Origin of the sequence: Rhodococcus sp. TAF43 (genome assembly GCF_052113525.1) — a bacterium.
Taxonomy (GTDB): domain Bacteria; phylum Actinomycetota; class Actinomycetes; order Mycobacteriales; family Mycobacteriaceae; genus Prescottella.
In genome coordinates, this window is the sequence record NZ_JBFRDL010000061.1 from 1 (window position 1) to 17267 (window position 17267).

A 17267-nucleotide genomic window follows, 5' to 3' on the forward strand; every position below is an offset into this window, starting at 1 on the left:
ACGGGGACGTAGACTTGGCCACCTGAAAGGTGCTCCTTGATCACGCGATTGTTCAACCTTAGACAAGTCGAATTATCGCAGGTCGGAGCACCTTTCTTCGTCAGTGACACAGGTGTTCAGCCGAATTACCGTGAAAGCGGCAGGCTAACTGCACCGGAGCTAAGTCCTACATGACTTCTCCCAACTATGGTTTCGTCGTCAGATCCGTCTTCGCCTGCGAGCTCTGTCGATCGGAGAACTAGAAGCCGGCCCCTTCATCAGGACGCGATTCCTACGGTGATCGCGGGGCGGTCGGCCAGTGCGTCGACCGTCACCGCGGGCGTACCGCTTCGGGTGCCCACGAAGGCCTGCGCCAATCCGTTGGCACTCGGGTAGCTCAGAACCTCGACCACAGAAGATTCATCACTCTCGGGCAGTATCCGTTTCGGCATCTCGCGGCGCAGCGACACGATGGTCGAGTCGACTCCAATCATGTCAATCTGCAGGATGCACGAACCCGAAATCGACACTGGATCGTCCGTGCCCTGCAACAGTGGCATCTGAACGAAGCGCGCTGTCCACCCGATATATCCGTCGCCACTCAGGCTGAAAACGATGGCGTCCACCCCAGCCGCCTGCTCGATCTTTATCGATACGACGCTGGGCCGGGCGGGTGGGGGCGTCGGCTCCTCTCCGGGCTGCAATGGCATCGCGGGCGCAAGGGTCGCAGCGGCGGGCGGGTTGCCGACGAGGATGTGCCCAGAGAAGGATTCGAACTGCTGGCACGACATAGGTGTAGCCGGGGAAGTCGTATCAACACTGACGCTGTCCTCAACCTGCGCTCCACACGCCGTCGTCAAGAGCAAAGCTGGAAGGGCGAGGACGCCCCTACTCGCCAACTTTCGTTTACCTACGAGCACGCTGTGCTCCTTTGTCGTTAGCGGGTTGTACCGTTCATAAGGTTCATCGTCTCCGTCGGCCGAATCGTTGCCAGGAGGGGCGTTGGGAGCTGAGACAGAACGTCGTGGCATGTGGATTGGCCTCAAGTAGAACTTGAATCGCCCCGGCATGTCTGGAGACTTACGAGTTTGAGAACTCAGCGACTGGCTGAGTTCGGTGATCACGGTAGTAGAGGGCTTCATACTCGGCCGGCGGCAGGTCGCCGCAGTGCTCGTACAACCTGCGGTGATTGAACCAGTCGACCCATTCGAGAGTGGCGACCTCGACCTGGTCAACGGTCCGCCACGGCCCCTGGGCCTTGATCAGTTCGGTCTTGTAGAGGCCGTTGATCGATTCGGCGAGCGCGTTGTCGTAGCTGTTGCCGGTGGCGCCGATCGAGGCATCGATACCGGCGTCGACGAGTCGCTTGGTGAAGGCCACCGACGTGTATTGCGACCCGCGATCGTGGTGATGAATCAGCCCGGACAGATCGTCGATGCCCTCGCGCTGCCGGGTCCAGATCGCGTGYTCGATCGCGTCGAGCACCAGCTGCGMGGTCATSGTGGTCGCGGTSCGCCASCCSACGATCCGGCGGGCGTAGGCATCGATCACGAACGCCACATACACCCACCCGGACCACGTCGACACGTACGTGAAGTCCGCTACCCACAACRCATTCGGYGCTTCSGGGCAGAACYGRCGYTGCACCAGATCGTCSGGRCGCCYCGCYTGKGGATCRGCGATSGTGGTGCGTTTGGYCTTGCCGCGGCGGGCKCCCTCGAGKSCGAGGTCGCCCATCAGGCGTTCGACCGTGCAGCGGGCCACYKCGATGCCCTCCCGGTGGCATTGCAGCCACACYTTSCGGGCGCCGTASACCGAGTAGTTCTCCCGGTGAACGCGGACGATCTCGACCTTGAGTTCCTCGTCGCGGATCTGCCGCYTCGAGGGTTGTCGCCGGCGGGCGCAGGCATCGTAGTAGGTGGACGGCGCGATCTTGCAGCCGTGTGCGGTCAGCACRCGGCAGATCGGCTCGACGCTGTACTCCTGCTTGTGTTCGTCGATATAGTCGACGATCACCGATTGCGGCGGTYGAGCTCCGCCGCGAAGAAAGTCGACGCCGACTTCAGAATATCGTTGGCACGCTTGAGTTCTCGATTCTCAGCCCGAAGCCGGCGGAGTTCCTCGGCCATCTCGCTGGTCACCCCGGGACGCTTCCCGGCGTCAACCTGATCGCGACGAACCCAGTTCAACAAGGTCTGCGCCGACCCGATGCCCAACTTGCCGGCAACCGACTCGATCGCCGCCCACTCCGACAAGTACTCGCCGCGCACCTCGGCGACCATCCGCACCGCCCGCTCACGCAGCTCGGCCGGGTACTTCCTCGAACCTGACATGACTCCATCCTTCACAAGAGATGAAGTCTCCGGACTCACCGGGCGATTCATGTTGCAACTCCAAGGGCCGTTTTACTACGCATTGTAGTAAAACGCTCGGTTGCGTTGGCTGCGTCGGTTAGGTTGGTCGCATGGGGACACTGGGGAGGCCGGATCCGTCTAGCGTCGACGTGGATTCGGGAATGCAAACTGATGGCGATCGGCCGAGTGGCGCAGTGGATTCGGCGCTTCCGAAGCCACGGCGCAGGCTATTTCGAGTGGTGCTATGGATATTCGTCGGTTTGGTATCGGTAGTTGTTGTTGCCATTGCGATTTCGACATCTGTCCATTGGTGGCAGACCCCCCGCGACAAGGCGGCCATCGAGGAGGCGGTCGGCTCCGGCCACCGGTATGTCGAGGTGGACGGGCATCGGATGAGCGTCGCGGTTCAGGGCTCGGGACCGCGGACTGTCGTCCTGATGCCCGGCCTGGCCACGCCGGAACCGATCCTCGGCTTCGCCCCGCTGGCCCGGCGCTTGGCGGAGCAGAACACGGTCGTCACGGTCGAGCCCTTCGGGCTGGGGTTGAGCGACGGAACCGACGCCCCACGCACCAGCGAGGCGATCGTCGACGAGACCCGGGGCGCTCTCCGGGAGTTGGGGCTGGACGGACCCTATGTTCTGATGCCCCATTCGGTTTCGGGTCTGTACGCGATGTGGTGGGCCACCCACCACCCGGACGAGGTCGCCGCAGTGGTGGGCCTGGACGACGAGCGCTACACGTCTGACGCTGCCCAGGGCGCCCCGGAGTGGCCGCGTTGGATGGCCGGCGTCAACGCTGTCGGCGGCACCCGAGACCTGATCGCCCTGGACAGGAGCACCGACTACCTGGGGCTGGTGGCCGACTACCGGGAGAGTCTCGGCGACGCGGACGAGTACACCCCGGACCAGCAGGACCTGTACCTGCGTGCGTACTCGTGGGTGTTGAACCCGACCGTGCTGGATGAGATGGCCCGTGGGGCGGAGAACGTGCAAACGGCCGAGGGTGCCGTGTTCCCGTCGACGCTACCGGCGCTGTCGATCCTCGCCGCGTCCTCGCTCGAGGTGGAGCCGGAATGGGAGTCCGCGCATCGCGCCTCGATCAGCAACCCGGYGATCCAGCAGGTCACGGTTATGGACGGCCATCACTACCTGTTCCATGCCCACGCGGCGGCGATTGCCGAGATGACGCAACGTTTCCTCGACGAGCATGTCCAGACTCAATGACGATGGGCGAGATCAAGTCGAGCATGACCTGATGCGGGCGCTGCTGCGGGACCGGCATTCGGACCTCGGAGACCTCGAGATTCGAGATGTCGACTGAGGCCGGCGGCGACGACGTTGGCGTCGAATACCTGGAAGTGTCGTGAGGCCCGGGCCGGTGATCGTCGCCGGCCGGTCGCTCACCGGTCGGGCTCAGACCGGCGGCCGCAGGGCCGCGAACTCGTCGGTCACCCGCAGTCGGGTGTCGGTGAAGCGGTAGAGGGCGGCCGGCCTGCCGCCGGTGCGTCCGGACGGCGCGGTGTTGCCGGTCGCGGTGATGACGCCGCGTCGGGTCAGGACCCGCTGGAGGTTCGTCGTGTCGACCTGGTAACCGAGTGCTGCACAATAGATTTCACGCAACGTGGACATCGAGAACTCGTCCGGCGCGAGGGCGAACGCGATGTTGGTATACGACAGCTTCGCGGCCAGTCGCATCCGGGCGTGCTCGACGACCGTTCCGTGGTCGAACGACATTGCCGGGAGCGCGGACACCGGGTGCCACGCGGTGTCGGGTGGCAGCTGCGGATCGGCGGGGAGGGGGACCAGGCCCAGGTAGGTCGAGGCGATCCGGCGATTCCCGGGAACCCGGTGGGGGTCGCTGAACACTGACAGCTGTTCCAGATGGGCCACCTCGCGGACGTCGACCTTCTCGGCGAGCTGACGCCGGGCCGACGTCTTGAGGTCCTCGTCGTCCCTCAGGGTGCCGCCCGGCAACGACCAGGTGCCCTTCTGTGGATCGAGAGCGCGCTGCCACAGCAGAACCATCAGTTCGTCCGTTCGGCAACAATTCGTTCCGTGATGGCCGTCACCTGCGGCGATGGTTTCCGGGGCCGGTCGAACCTGGAACACCGCGGTGAGCACTTCGTGGACGGTGCTACCATGTGACATGTTTTCGATCCTAAGTCGAAAACCTCGATTTCGGAAATTCGGGCCAGCCCGCCCGGGTTGTAGTGACGGAGCTACGAACGAGCTTCGCGAAGAAGGAGTGGCCATGACTTCGACGATTCCGCCGTTGCGGGCCGATGGCACGGGACGGATCGTGGACGGCCCCGGTGGGTACACCGGCGTCGAGGCCGGACCCGAGTGGGCCGCCGAGGTGCGCCGCCTCGCCAAGGAGCGCGGCGCGACCCTGCTGGCGCACAACTACCAGCTGCCCGAGATCCAGGACGTCGCCGATCACGTCGGCGACTCGCTGGCACTGTCGCGGATCGCGGCCGAGGCGCCCGAGGACACGATCGTCTTCTGCGGCGTCCACTTCATGGCCGAGACCGCCAAGATCCTCAGCCCCGAGAAGACGGTGCTGATCCCGGACGAGCGGGCCGGCTGCTCGCTCGCCGACTCGATCACCGCGGATCAGCTCCGCGAGTGGAAGGCCGAGCACCCCGATGCGTTGGTGGTGTCGTACGTCAACACCACCGCCGAGGTGAAGGGCCTGACCGACATCTGCTGCACGTCGTCCAATGCCGTCGACGTCGTCGCCTCGATCGACCCCGACCGGGAGGTGCTGTTCCTTCCCGACCAGTTCCTCGGCGCGCACGTCAAGCGAGTGACGGGCCGCGAGAACATGCTGATCTGGGCGGGCGAGTGCCACGTGCACGCCGGCATCAACGGTGACGAGCTCACCGCTAAGTCGAAGAGCCACCCGGACGCCGAGCTGTTCGTCCACCCGGAGTGCGGCTGCGCCACATCGGCGCTCTACCTCGCGGGTGAGGGCTTCGTGCCCGAGGACAAGGTCAAGATCCTCTCGACCGGCGGCATGCTCGACGCTGCCCGCGAGACCGGTGCCAAGCAGGTCCTCGTGGCGACCGAGGTCGGCATGCTGCACCAGCTGCGCAAGGCGGCGCCCGGCGTCGACTTCCAGGCTGTCAACGATCGCGCGTCGTGCCCGTACATGAAGATGATCACCCCGGCCGCACTGCTGCGCTGCCTCGTCGAGGGCAAGGACGAGGTCCACGTCGCTCCCGACGTCGCCGAGCGCGCACGAAAGTCCGTGCAGCGCATGATCGAGATCGGGAACCCCGGCGGCGGGGAGTAGTGGTCGCCGGACCCGGGGGTGACGGCGTCGTGTGGGAGGCGCGCGCAGATCTGGTCGTCGTCGGTGGTGGCGTCGCCGGGCTGACGGCCGCGCGGGTCGCGGCCGAACAGGGACTCCGGGTTCTCGTGCTGAGCAAGGGCGGCCCGACCGACACCGCCACGCAGTACGCGCAGGGCGGGATCGCCATCGTGGGCGATCCCCGCACCGACTCGGTGGACTCGCACGCCGGCGACACCTGCGTTGCCGGTGTGGGGCTGTGCGACGAGGTCGCGGTCCGATCGATCGTGTCCGCGGGACGGGAGGCGTTCACCGCGCTCACGGCGTTGGGTGCGGTGTTCGACATGGGCTCGGACGGCGCCGTGTCGCGTACCCGCGAGGGCGGGCACAGCACCCGTCGCATCGTCCACGCGGGCGGCGACGCGACCGGTGCCGAAGTCCAGCGGGCGCTGAACGCGGCCGGAATACCGGTGCTCTTCGGGGCAGCCGCGGCGCGCGTCTCCACCGACCGCCGGGGCGTCACCGGCCTGATCGTGCTGTCGGACAGGGGACTGGGCGTCATCCATGCACCGGCCGTGGCCCTCGCGACCGGCGGGCTGGGGCAGTTGTACTCGTGCAGCACCAATCCGTCCGGCTCCACCGGTGACGGTATCGCGTTGGCGCTCGAGGTGGGCGCCTCCGTGGCCGATCTCGAGTTCGTGCAGTTCCACCCCACCGTCCTGTTCGCGCCGGGCGGCGTCGGCCGGCGCCCGCTCATCAGCGAGGCGGTCCGTGGTGAGGGCGCGCGACTGGTGGACGCCGATGGGCGTTCGGTCACCGACGGCGTGCACCCACAGGGCGACCTGGCGCCGCGGGACGTCGTCTCACGAGCCATAGCCCGACGGCTCCGTGAGTCCGGCACCGATCATGTCTACCTCGACGCACGGCACCTGACCGGGTTCGTGAGCCGGTTCCCGACAGTGACCGCGTCGTGTCTGGCCGCGGGAATCGATCCGACCGAGCAGTTGATCCCGGTGGCCCCGGCCGCGCACTACTCGTGCGGTGGTGTCGTCACCGACGTCCACGGACGCACCGAGGTGCCGGGGTTGTACGCGGCCGGTGAGGTGGCTCGTACGGGACTGCACGGTGCGAACCGTCTCGCGTCGAACAGCCTGCTCGAAGGGCTGGTCGTCGGCGAGCGGGTGGGCCTGGCGGCGGCCGAGCGTGCCGACCTGTCCGTGGAGGCGGACGACCTGCTGCTGCCGTTCCGGCGGCATGCCCCGCGCGAACGGGTGCAGGCGCTCATGACGGCGCACGCGTCGGTGGTGCGTGACGGCGACGGACTGTCTTCCGCAGCAGCCGAATTGGCAGGAAGTGGAGTCGCGGTGGCCGGCAACGGCGTTGCGCTCGAAGACACCGCGCTCACGGTCGCGGCGTCGGCGCTCGTGCTGGCCGCGTCCGCGCGACGTGAGACCCGGGGTTGCCACACTCGGACCGACTACTCCGAGACATCCGACGACTACCGCCGCAGCATCCCGGTCCGTATCGGGCGCGACGGCGAACTGGAACTATCCGAACTGCAATCGACAGGAGCACGATGACCACGCTGGAGCGACTCGATCCGCAGGAAACCTTGACGTTGGTGCGCACCGCACTCGACGAGGATCTGCGGTACGGCCCGGATGTCACCTCCGCGGCGACCGTTCCCGAAGGGGCTGTCGCAACTGCGTCCGTGGTGGCCAGGGCGGCCGGCACGGTGGCGGGCGTCGACGTGGGTTTGACGGTGCTCGACGAGGTGATCGGCGCCGGAAACTACGAGGTTCAGGGGCGGGTCGCCGACGGCACCCGCATCCAGCCCGGTGACGCGGTGCTCACGGTCAGCGCTCCCACCCGGGGGCTGCTCACCGCCGAGCGGACCATGCTCAACCTGGTGTGTCACCTGTCCGGCATTGCCACCGCCACGTCCGAATGGGTCGACGCGGTGGCCGGTACCGAGTGCAAGATTCGCGACAGTCGTAAGACCCTGCCCGGGCTGCGGGGACTGCAGAAGTACGCGGTGCGGGTCGGCGGCGGCGTCAACCACCGGATGGGTCTCGGCGATGCCGCGCTCATCAAGGACAACCATGTTGCCGCCGCGGGTTCGGTCATCGCTGCCTTGCATGCCGTTCGTGCGGCGGCGCCCGACATCGAGTGCGAGGTCGAGGTCGACAACCTCGCCCAACTCGACGAGGTCCTCGCCGAGGGGGTCGACCTCGTTCTGCTGGACAACTTCCCGCTCTGGCAGACGCAGATCGCGGTACAGCGCCGCGACACCCTCGCGCCGCAGACCAAGCTCGAGTCGTCGGGTGGGCTCACCCTCGATGTCGCAGCCGAGTACGCCGCGACCGGCGTCGACTTCCTCGCCGTCGGTGCTCTCACGCACTCGGTGACGGTCCTCGATCTCGGTCTCGACATGTAGTTCGCCGCTGCACAGGGTGCCGTCGGGGCTGTGACGACACGGCCTCGGCGGCACGGTTGTCTATCCGCTGACGCCCGGGTTTGCGCGGTATGGTCCCGGCAAGGTTCGGGCAGGAGGCGACGGATGTCGGTCTTTTCCTCCGGGTGCGGCCTCGCTCACAGTTGATCTTGATCGTTGCTTGGATGACCGAAATGTCTGGTAAGACTCATCTGTCGGGGTGTGCAGTCGGGTCGAGCGGAGGAGTGCTGTGGCGCAGCAAGTTTCGAATCGCACGGCGTCCGATGACGTGGCCTCGCGCTCGACCGAGGGAACGACCGAGGAAGGACCGAACCCGCTCCCGCGGCGATTATCGGTGACGGTTCAGCCCCATCGCGACCTGTACGTCTTGCTCGACGGAGTGGTTGCCGGAGCGGTGCCGGGAAGGGTTCTGCTCTGTGCGCCCGCCGGTACCGGAAAGACGGCCTTACTGGGCGACTGGCTCGCCGGCCCCGGTGGCAATGAGAGACCCGCCGTCGCGTGGGTGACGCTCGACGCCGCGGATGACGATCCGGAGGTGTTGGAAGCCGGACTGGGTGCGGCACTGCGTTGCCTCGTCTCGCTCGTCCTGCCCGATACCAACTTGCAGGACGTTTCGGTTCTCGACTGCCTGCGTTCGGTGCGAGAGTCGGGCCGATCCGCTGTCCTGGTTCTCGACGATGCCCACGTACTCACGGCCCCGGAGTCTCTCCGGAAGTTGGCGTGCCTACTGGACGCGGCGCCGCCGAACATGACGGTGATCCTGGCAGCACGGAACCCGCCCGAGTTGCCGTGGGTGAAATACATCGCGGATGGTTCTCTGACCGTGATCGGTTGGGAGGATCTTGCGCTCGATCGCGATGCAGCGGCGGCAATCTTCGCCGAGAACCGGTGCGAACTCTCGACACAGGAACTCGATGCGGTTCTCGACCTGACCGCAGGTTGGGCGGTCCCGCTGCGTGTCGCGGCGATCCGGATCAGTGCCGTGGGTGATGTCCCGAGCGGGGTTGGCGACGTTCTCCGATACCCGCAGCCGCTCTCCGACTACGTGGTGGGGGAAACGGTCTCGGCGTTGCCAGACCACCTCCTGCGGTTCGTGGAGTCGACCAGCATCGTCGACCGGTTCAGCCCCGAGCTCGCGGCCTGCCTGGACGACGCGAACGTGGATCTGGCGCTCGCCGAGCGAGAACGATTCTGCGTGCCCATCCAGCGCTTCACCTCCGCCGACGGCCTGACCTACGCGTGGCACCCGCTCCTGCGCGCGCATGTCCGGTCGAAGCTGCGCGTCACCGATCCGGACCGCCTGGCCCGACTGCACGCGGCGGCAGGGAGTTGGTTCGCGGGATCGCGGCAGCCGATTGCCGCGGTCGAACATCTCCTCGCTGCCGGAGACGATCTGGCGATCGTGGACTTCGTGTACAGCCACGGAGTCACGGCGGTTTTCGACGGGCAGGGTGCTGCAATCCTCGAGCTGCTCGGCGAGCGACACAGCGACAAGCGGGGTGTCCGTCTCGTCCGGTCGCTCGAGGCGCTCGAGCGGAACTACGCCGACGCTGCCCGGGCGCATCACAGCACCGCGTTCGCCGCGGATGTGGTGGCGCTTCGCCCCGAGATCGCCAAGGCGTTCGCGGCGGCACTGGGCGTCGAGATCGCAGTGCTCTCAGGGCAGCCCATGCCGACCGATGGGGATGTCCTTTCCGATTTGCAGATTGCAACGGGCATCGCCGATCTCGACTGCTACGTGACCATTCAACGTGCCGCCGTCTGTATGTTCACGCGCGATCTCATCGGCAGTGAACGGCTACTCCGGCAGGCACTCGCGTTCGCCGACATCGGCGCCCATCCCCGGCTCGTGCTGCGCTGCCTGGCAAGGCTTTCCATTGTTGCGGGTATTCGTGGCGATCTCGTGACGATGACGACACGCGCGGAGCACGCTCTGCAGTACGCGGTCGATCATGCTCAGCTCGACCGCATCGACGCCTTCCAGTGTGTGGCTGCGGTCTGCATGGACAGGTATCTCCGGTGTGAAGGGTTGCCCGATGACAGTCCTGTGTACGCGCTGGTGTTCGGCCCTGGCCTGCATCAGCGTCCCGACGGGACCACCGCGCCAGTCTCGGGCGGTCACGCGGAGGTCGCGTTCGCGATTCTCGAGGCTCGGCGCAGTCCGATCCCGACCGTCGACGACGCAGACGCGGTCGGTCGGTCCCTGATCGGCATGCTCACCCGGGGCGCGCAGGCAGGGCTGAGCAACACCTTCGTTACCCCGGCTGTCGCGGTTCTGCTGGATGCGGGACGGCCGGCCTTTGCCGGCGAGGTCGTCGACACGGCGCATCGGGTGTTCGGTGAGAACCCCGACGTCCGGGTGGCTCGGGCGATGATCTCCGTCGCGCAGGGGGACTCGGCATCCGCACGCGACCTGCTGGACTCGGTCCTCGAGGCGTCGGAGTTCCTGCATCCCCCGCTCGGCGTGCGCGCCTCGATGTTGAGTGCCGTCGTGGCACATCGCGAGAACCGGTCTGCCGAGGCCTCGCTGGCGGTGCGTCGGGCACTCGAACTCGCCGAACCCAACGGGATCGTCAGCCCCTTCGTCGACAGCGCCGGCGATGCCGCAGAACTGCTCGCCGGGCTCCCCCCGGGCGCCGACCACACGCGCGCCTTCCTCGACCACGTGCAGGCGAAACTCGTGGAATCGAACGAGGGGCGCAATCCCGGGCTGACCCGATCCGAGAAGGTCATTCTCGCCGAGTTGCGGACCGGCAAGCCGCTACGTGCGATCGCCCAGCAGTTGCACCTGTCGCTCAACACCGTTCGTACGCACACCCGAAACGTGTACCGCAAGCTCGACGCGTCGAGCCGTGCAGAGGCGCTGGAGGTCGCGGCGCGCCGGCGGTTGCTCTGACGGCGACTCGCCCCGGCGGACTCAGGCGAGCAGATCGACGACCGTTCGATCGATGCGGRGGAGCGGGGGTAGTACCGAGAGTGCCGCCGCCCCGTCCCCGGGCGGCGACTGCAGCACATCGGCGAGCGATTCCGGGGGTGTCTCGGGCACGGTGACTCGCTCGCCGGCGTTCCGTCGCCGGAGCAGATCGATGTTGTCGTGGACACGACATACCGTGGTTGCGAGCACCTCTCGCGTTCGCGTGTCGGTGGCGACTTCGGAGGCGGGTTGCGTCGTCATGACAGCTGATTTCACCAGTGCGTGAGCGGCCCTGTCGATCTCGCGCAGTCGGCAATCCAGCCATTCCACCGTCCTGCGTCCCCGTGCCATCGGATCCCGCACCAGCGGTGTCGCCGCAGCGGTGACAGCCGCCAGATCCGAATCCAGGGCGCGGGCCTTCGCGATCAGGTCCGGTGCGGCCGTGGCAGACATGCAGTCGCCGATCAGATCCGACAACCGGGTGAGGTAGGAGTCGATCGCCCGCGTCAGCACGTCTCGTGAGTCGATCGCGAGTACCAGGTAGGCGGCTGCGATTCCGACGATCGCGCCGACGGTGGTCTCCTCGATCCGTACCACCAGGACATCGAGACTGAACTCGCCGAGCAGACCGTAGAGGCCGGCCAGCATCACCGTCATGAAGAACGTCATCGCCACGTAGTTGACGGACACCAGGTAGAAGGCGAAGAACACGGTCGTCAGCACGAGCGCGATCAGGGCTGCCGGGTGGTTACCGACCGCTGCTACGAGGAGCATTCCGATGACGACCCCGCCGATCGTTCCGATGACCCGGTCGCCGGCACGCAGGAGGACTTCGCCGCGGGTGCTCGCGCCGTTGTAGACCAGGAATGCCGTCAGCACAGCCCAGTACCAGCGTTCCGGACTGACGAGTTCGCCGAGCACGGTCGCGATACTCGCCGCGACGGCCACCTGAATCGCCGTGCGTGTGCTCGCGGATACTCCGCCGGCATTGCCGATGGCACGCGAGGTGCCGGCCACCGCGTGTTCCCTGGTTGCCCTTCCTGGCGACGGTTGCTCGCGCCCGACGCACGAGAGCGCCGCGTGTGCCCTTGCGGCCCGGTCCACGAGCAGCGCCGCCAGCCCTTCCTCGGTGGACGAGTCGAAGGTCTTCGCGGCTGTGCTCGCGCTCCGTTCGATGGTGGTCGCCTCGAATCTCGACGAGCCCGGTCGCAGTGCGGCCTCGAATTCCGCTGTGGCCCGTTCGGTTGCGGCGAGATGACGGACTTCGGTGGGGGCCTGATCCAGGACTTCGAGTGCCTCCTCGGTCGACACCTGGGCCTCGAAGACCAACTTCGCGAGTTCCGAATTCGAGATGCCGACGCACTCGTCGGCGTCGTTGCGGTCGAGCCAGTCCTCGATCATCATCGCCGTGTCTCCGATCCGATCGAGGATTCGCTGCAGCGCAGTCGGATCGGGCGTTTCTGCGCGGTAGACGACGTCGAGCCCCGCACGGGTTTGCGCCCGCAGTGCTCGCACCAGGCTGCGGATCTCGCGTCGAGGGCGTTCGGGAAGGAGGAATACTCGCACGACGATGGTCACGGCCACTCCCGTGCAGATACCGAGATAGAGAGAGGGGAGTTCGGAGATACCCGCGTGCAGAACCAGGGCGTAGAAGTATGCGATGTACATGATCATTCCCGAGGCGTGCCCGCGGGGTCCCCATCGGCGCAACCACACCGCGAGGAACAGCACGCCGACGAACGCGATGCCGGCGACCCGGCCGTACCGGAGGAGAACGGCGCCCAGAGTGACCGCTGCCAACGCCGGAACCGACAGGAACACGGTCGTGACGACGCGTTCGCGCTGTGTGTGATCGCTGACTCCCGATGCGGCTTGAATTGCGACGTACGAGCCGAGGAGTACCGCCGGGACCGCGTGGCTCACGGGATGTCCGAACCCGGTGAGGATCAGCATCACGAGGCCCAATGCCGCGACGGTGGTCGCGGCGTTGCGCAGGCGGAGGAAGCCCGGGTCGGTGACCGTCAGATATCGCAGCGCGCTCCGAATGGCGTCGGTCAGTCGGGTCACCGGACGTCCTCTCACAGACAGGGGCGGGGNNNCCCCCCCCCCCCCCCCCCCCACTGGGTATCTCAGTGCGAGAAGGCCTGGGCGGCGTGTCCCGTACCGGCACTAAGACGTCCGATGACGTCCTTGATCGCGATGACGAGCTTCCAGGCCAGGTCTCGGCTGAAGCCTTCCCGTAGCACGATGCGAAGTACTGCGATGTCCTCGGCGTTCGCCGGCATCGTGTAGGCGGGAACCTGGAACCCGCGGGCCCTCAGTTCGTGCGAGATGTCGAAGACGGTGAATCCGGGATCGCCCACGACTTCGAAGGAGAGGACCGGAATGGCGCTTCCGTCGGTGATGATCTCCATGTTGTCGATCTTCGAGATCTCGCTGGACAGCATCAGCGCGGTGTCGCGCAGCGACTCCATGATCTGCGTGTAGCCGGCCACCCCGAGTCGGACGAAGTTGTAGTACTGTCCGACGACCTGGTTACCGGGCCTCGAGAAGTTCAGCGTGAACGTGGGCATGTCGCCGCCGAGGTAGTTGACCCGGAACACGAGGTCCTCCGGCAGGTGCTCCTTCGACCGCCACACGACGAATCCGATTCCGGGGTAGGTCATTCCGTACTTGTGGCCGCTGACGTTGATGGAGACGACGCGCGGAATCCGGAAGTCCCACTCCAGTTCGGGATGCAGGAACGGAACCACGAATCCGCCGCTCGCGGCGTCGACGTGCATCGGTACGTCCGGCCCGCCCGCGGCCGCCAGCTCGTCGAGTGTTGCGGCGATCTCGGCGACCGGCTCGAGCTCGCCGGTGAACGTCGTCCCGAGGATGGCCACCACACCGATGGTGTTCTCGTCGACCGCCTCGCGCACCTGCTCCGGCGTGATGACGTAGCGTCCCTTCTCCATCGGGAGGTACTTCGGCTCGACGTCGAAGTAGCGGCAGAACTTCTCCCACACCACCTGGACGTTGCTCCCGAGGACGAGGTTCGGGCGGTCCGTGTCCTTGCCGGCCGCCCGGCGCGCCTCCCGCCACCTCCACTTGAGCGCCAGGCCCGCGAGCATCACTGCCTCGGACGAGCCGACGGTCGAGACTCCGGTTGCCGAGGACGGATCGGAGTCCGAGAGTCCCTCAGCGTTGAACAGGGCGGCGACCATATTGACGCAGCGGGTTTCGATCTCGGCGGTCGCCGGGTACTCGTCCTTGTCGATCATGTTCTTGTCGAACGTCTCCGCCATCAGGCGGTCGGCCTGCGGATCCATCCATGTGGTCACGAAGGTCGCGAGATTCAGTCGCGAGCTACCGTCCAACATCAACTCGTCGTGGATGAACCGGTAGGCCGCCTCGGGCTCGGTCTCGGCCTTGGGCATTCGCAAGGCGGGAATCGGATCGGTTCCGAGTCGTCCCGTGTAAGCGGGTGCGAGTGTCTCAGTGGGAGCGGCAAAGTTGTTCGACATCTTCTCTCCTCCGATACTTCGAGCGATCTGTGGGTGGAACTGGTCGCGCGTTGTGTGTCAGGAACTTCCGGTGTCGGTCGAGGATCAGACCTCGATGGGTGGGTACAGGCGTTCCATCGTGTACCGCCGGTTGCGGCGGACCGAGAGGGCGCTGATGGTGAGGCTCACGAGCAGGATGCCGGTGAGCACCGCGATGGCGATCCACAGTCGCGAGTCGACGTGCTCACCGACGGTGAGCTGGCGAAGACCGTTCACCGTGTAGGTCATCGGGTCGAACGGATGAATGACCTGGAAGGGCGTCGCGGTCGTCGGGACAGGGTAGATGCCACCCGCCGACACGAGCTGGAGCATGAGGAAAGCCAGGGTGACCACGCGGCCGACAGCGACTCCGAACAGCGCGTTGAACGCCTGGATCATCGCGAGGTACGTCGCCGAGATCAGCATCAGGAACAGGATCGTGCCGGCGACGTGTTTGACGTCGAGCCCGACGCCGAAGTGCACGACCGTGTACATCACGACCACCTGCAGGATGCCGACCAGGAGCGCCGGCCAGTACGAGGCGAGCACGGTCCGGTACAGCCCGACGCCACCGACGGTGGGGCGGGACTGCAACGGGGTCAACAGCATCCAGGTGATGATGCCGCCGACGAAGAGCGCCAGCGACAGGAAGAACGGTGCGAAGCCGGTTCCGAAGGTCGGAGCCACGTTCGTGTACTCCTGCTGGAGCGCGACCGGAGTGGACAGTGTCTCGGCCGTCGCCGTGCGCTGCTCGTCGCTCCAGCTCGGCACCTGGCCGGCGCCCTGCTGCAGTGCCGAGGCAAGTTCCTTCGACCCGGACTGCAGCTGCTCGGTTCCGGCGGCGAGTTGGTCGGCGCCGCTGGCGAGCTGGAAGCTGCCGTCCGTAAGCTGCCCCATGCCCTGACTGAGCGTCGAGGCCCCGGAGCTGAGTTGGTCGGCACCGTTGCGTAGTTGCTGCACGTCGGACGCGAGTCCGCCGTTCTGCAGCATTGCCAGGCCGCTCTGCAGGGGGCTGTTCGGATCGGTCAGCTGGTACTCGAGCGCCTGCGCGTCGGAATGGAGCGCCTCGAGCTCCCCGCGGATGTCCGCCGCGGGTGCGGCCACGGCGCGGGTGAGCGGTGTGAGTGCGGCGACGGCCTGCTGCACGATCGGATCGGAACTGCGGTTCAGAACGCTGATCACCTGTTCGACCGCCTGGGCGGTCGGTGCCCGTGGTTGTTCGCTCGGGGCTCGGCTCGCGAGATCGGCCAGCGACTGGCGGAGCTGTGCGACTTGACCGCCGACGTCCGGCAACGCGCCCCCCTCGAGCGCGTTGAGTAGGGGGTCGGCGACGCCGTCGATAGCGGTTGCCAGCTGGGAGGCACCGGCGGCCAGGGCGTCCGAGCCGCTGCGCGCTGTGACCATGTTGTCGGCGAGGGTATGGGCGCCCGACGCGAGTTGGTCCGCGCCACTGTTCGCCTGGTCGATACCCGTGGCGAGTTGTTCGGCCCCGCCCGCCGCCTTCCCCAGTCCGGACCCGGCGCTCTGCAGACCGGTGAGGACCTGCCCCACGCCCTGCGCTCCGATCGTCGAATTGACCTGGTTGATCACCTGTTCCGACGCGTCCTGACCGATGATCGTCGCGAGATAATTGTTCGCGTCGTTGAAGGTGAAGATGAGATTCGCCTTCTCGGGGTGGTCGCCGTTCGGTGACGAGACCGCCGCGCTGAAGTTCTCCGGCAGGGTGATCGTGTAGTAGTACTTACCGTCCGAGAGGCCCTTCGCCGCGTCCTCCTGGGACACTTCCGCGAGGTCGAGTTGGCCGGAGGCGATCAGGGACTTCACGACCTGATCGCCGGCGTCGAGTTCCTGTCCGTCGGCGGTCTTGCCGGTGTCGATGTTGACGATCGCGGCCGGGATCTTGTCCACTGCTCCGAACGGATTCCAGAAGGCCCAGAGGTACATCGCGCCATACAGCAGCGGCATGAGGATGATCGTGATGATGGCGATTCGCGGCATCGTGCCACGGAAGTAGCGCTTCGAATCGCTGCCCAGGGAAATGCCTGCAAGCATCGGCTACCTCGCCTCGGTCATGACGCCGATGTCTCCGGCGTTCAGAAGCTGGTGCAGGTCCACGACGGCGCGCACCGAACTACCCGGTGGGAGTGGGTTCACGTCGGCGGTGATCACGGACTGGTTCTGGCCCAGTGCCACAAGTCTTTCCAGAACCATGAGGCGCTCTTCGTCGTCGGCGATCTTGTCGATCCTGCCGACGACCAGCAGGGGAGGCCGCCGCGTGTTGGCCACGGCGATCCGCAGCAACAACTGCTGGATCTCGGGCAGGTCGTCGACGAACGCGTTGAGCGCCGGCAGTGGTACGTCGCCGAACACCTCGGCGCACATATCCTCGACACCGCTCGTCCCGACGCGCGGGACGAACCGGTACCACGGTGAGTCCCAACGCAGTTGTTCGGTGACGAGATCGCGCACGGTGACCGACGGGCGGACCTCGTCGAGTTCGTTGAGGCACGCGATGGTCGAGTTGCGGAACACCGCCATGGGTTTGTCCTCGAACCCGAGGACGGTGAGGGACCCGCCGGTCAGGCGCATCCGCCCGCACAGCGCCATCAACAGGGCCGTACGCGCGGCGCCGGCCGGTGCCGCGAGCACAGTCACCCCGCCGATGTCGATGTCGAGATCGAGCGGACCGAATACGTGACCCCACGGGCCGTGGAGTTCGATTGCTCTGGCGGACACCAAAGTTCCTGAGA

Annotated in this window: 12 protein-coding genes and 1 other annotated feature; of the genes, 5 read left to right on the plus strand and 7 right to left on the minus strand. The window is 66.5% G+C overall.

Annotated features, from left to right (window positions below; genetic code table 11):
• Positions 1-257: 257 nt before the first annotated feature.
• A complete protein-coding gene (locus tag AB4Z09_RS25860) occupies positions 258-1121 on the minus strand; it encodes an AMIN-like domain-containing (lipo)protein (protein ID WP_442241009.1) in 864 nt (287 codons plus the stop codon).
• A protein-coding gene (locus tag AB4Z09_RS25865) for an IS3 family transposase (protein ID WP_442241010.1) occupies positions 1060-2312 on the minus strand; the annotation gives its coding sequence in 2 pieces (ribosomal slippage) (positions 1060-2030 and positions 2030-2312; 1254 coding nt in all). Before AB4Z09_RS25865 ends, AB4Z09_RS25860 begins: the two co-directional genes overlap by 62 nt.
• Positions 1903-2031 (minus strand) — a sequence feature (AL1L pseudoknot). It overlaps the preceding gene by 129 nt.
• Before the next feature lie 413 nt (positions 2313-2725).
• On the opposite strand from AB4Z09_RS25865, the gene AB4Z09_RS25870 reads away from it, so the two are divergent.
• Positions 2726-3556 carry an alpha/beta fold hydrolase gene (locus AB4Z09_RS25870; RefSeq protein ID WP_442241011.1) on the plus strand — a complete coding sequence of 277 codons (831 nt, stop codon included), beginning with the start codon at positions 2726-2728 and terminating at the stop codon, positions 3554-3556.
• A 189-nt stretch (positions 3557-3745) separates the two neighbouring features.
• Here the strand turns inward: AB4Z09_RS25870 and AB4Z09_RS25875 are convergent, their stop codons facing one another.
• Positions 3746-4480 (minus strand): NUDIX hydrolase, encoded by a 735-nt coding sequence (locus tag AB4Z09_RS25875; RefSeq protein WP_114722765.1) that lies wholly within the window; start codon positions 4478-4480, stop codon positions 3746-3748.
• 103 nt (positions 4481-4583) lie between these two features.
• Here AB4Z09_RS25875 and nadA point away from each other — a divergent pair, with 103 nt between their 5' ends.
• The 4 genes from nadA (at position 4584) to AB4Z09_RS25895 (ending at position 10975) form a co-directional block, all read left to right on the plus strand.
• Positions 4584-5627 carry a quinolinate synthase NadA gene (gene nadA / locus AB4Z09_RS25880; RefSeq protein WP_114722766.1) on the plus strand — a complete coding sequence of 348 codons (1044 nt, stop codon included), beginning with the start codon at positions 4584-4586 and terminating at the stop codon, positions 5625-5627.
• Positions 5627-7204, plus strand: coding sequence for an L-aspartate oxidase (locus AB4Z09_RS25885; RefSeq protein ID WP_174910685.1), 1578 nt, complete (start codon positions 5627-5629; stop codon positions 7202-7204). The genes nadA and AB4Z09_RS25885 overlap by 1 nt, the downstream gene beginning before the upstream one ends.
• On the plus strand, positions 7201-8061 hold the full coding sequence (gene nadC, locus AB4Z09_RS25890) for a carboxylating nicotinate-nucleotide diphosphorylase (RefSeq protein WP_114722768.1): 861 nt from the start codon (positions 7201-7203) through the stop codon (positions 8059-8061). Before AB4Z09_RS25885 ends, nadC begins: the two co-directional genes overlap by 4 nt.
• Positions 8062-8413: 352 nt before the next feature.
• Positions 8414-10975 carry a LuxR C-terminal-related transcriptional regulator gene (locus tag AB4Z09_RS25895; RefSeq protein WP_254622524.1) on the plus strand — a complete coding sequence of 854 codons (2562 nt, stop codon included), beginning with the start codon at positions 8414-8416 and terminating at the stop codon, positions 10973-10975.
• 21 nt (positions 10976-10996) lie between these two features.
• Here AB4Z09_RS25895 and AB4Z09_RS25900 read toward each other — a convergent pair whose 3' ends face one another.
• The 4 genes from AB4Z09_RS25900 to AB4Z09_RS25915 all read right to left on the minus strand — a co-directional run bounded on the left by AB4Z09_RS25900 (position 10997) and on the right by AB4Z09_RS25915 (position 17253).
• Positions 10997-13060, minus strand: a complete 2064-nt coding sequence (locus AB4Z09_RS25900; RefSeq protein WP_442241012.1) for an FUSC family protein — start codon at positions 13058-13060, stop codon at positions 10997-10999.
• Positions 13061-13122: 62 nt separating this feature from the next.
• The gene (locus AB4Z09_RS25905) at positions 13123-14499 is read right to left on the minus strand and encodes a glutamate decarboxylase (protein ID WP_174910679.1); all 1377 of its coding nucleotides are present in this window, start codon (positions 14497-14499) and stop codon (positions 13123-13125) included.
• An 84-nt stretch (positions 14500-14583) separates the two neighbouring features.
• Positions 14584-16569: a YhgE/Pip domain-containing protein gene (locus AB4Z09_RS25910; RefSeq protein ID WP_114722772.1), complete on the minus strand. Its 1986-nt coding sequence runs from the start codon at positions 16567-16569 to the stop codon at positions 14584-14586.
• A 3-nt stretch (positions 16570-16572) separates the two neighbouring features.
• Positions 16573-17253, minus strand: a complete 681-nt coding sequence (locus tag AB4Z09_RS25915; protein WP_114722876.1) for a hypothetical protein — start codon at positions 17251-17253, stop codon at positions 16573-16575.
• Positions 17254-17267 lie beyond the last annotated feature (14 nt).

Coding starts and splice junctions, on each gene's coding strand:
- AB4Z09_RS25910 (WP_114722772.1), bottom strand. CDS start 16,569: ATGCTTGCAGGCATTTCCCTGGGCAGCGATTCGAAGCGCTACTTCCGT.
- nadA (WP_114722766.1), top strand. CDS start 4,584: ATGACTTCGACGATTCCGCCGTTGCGGGCCGATGGCACGGGACGGATC.
- AB4Z09_RS25905 (WP_174910679.1), bottom strand. CDS start 14,499: ATGTCGAACAACTTTGCCGCTCCCACTGAGACACTCGCACCCGCTTAC.
- nadC (WP_114722768.1), top strand. CDS start 7,201: ATGACCACGCTGGAGCGACTCGATCCGCAGGAAACCTTGACGTTGGTG.
- AB4Z09_RS25875 (WP_114722765.1), bottom strand. CDS start 4,480: ATGTCACATGGTAGCACCGTCCACGAAGTGCTCACCGCGGTGTTCCAG.
- AB4Z09_RS25860 (WP_442241009.1), bottom strand. CDS start 1,121: ATGAAGCCCTCTACTACCGTGATCACCGAACTCAGCCAGTCGCTGAGT.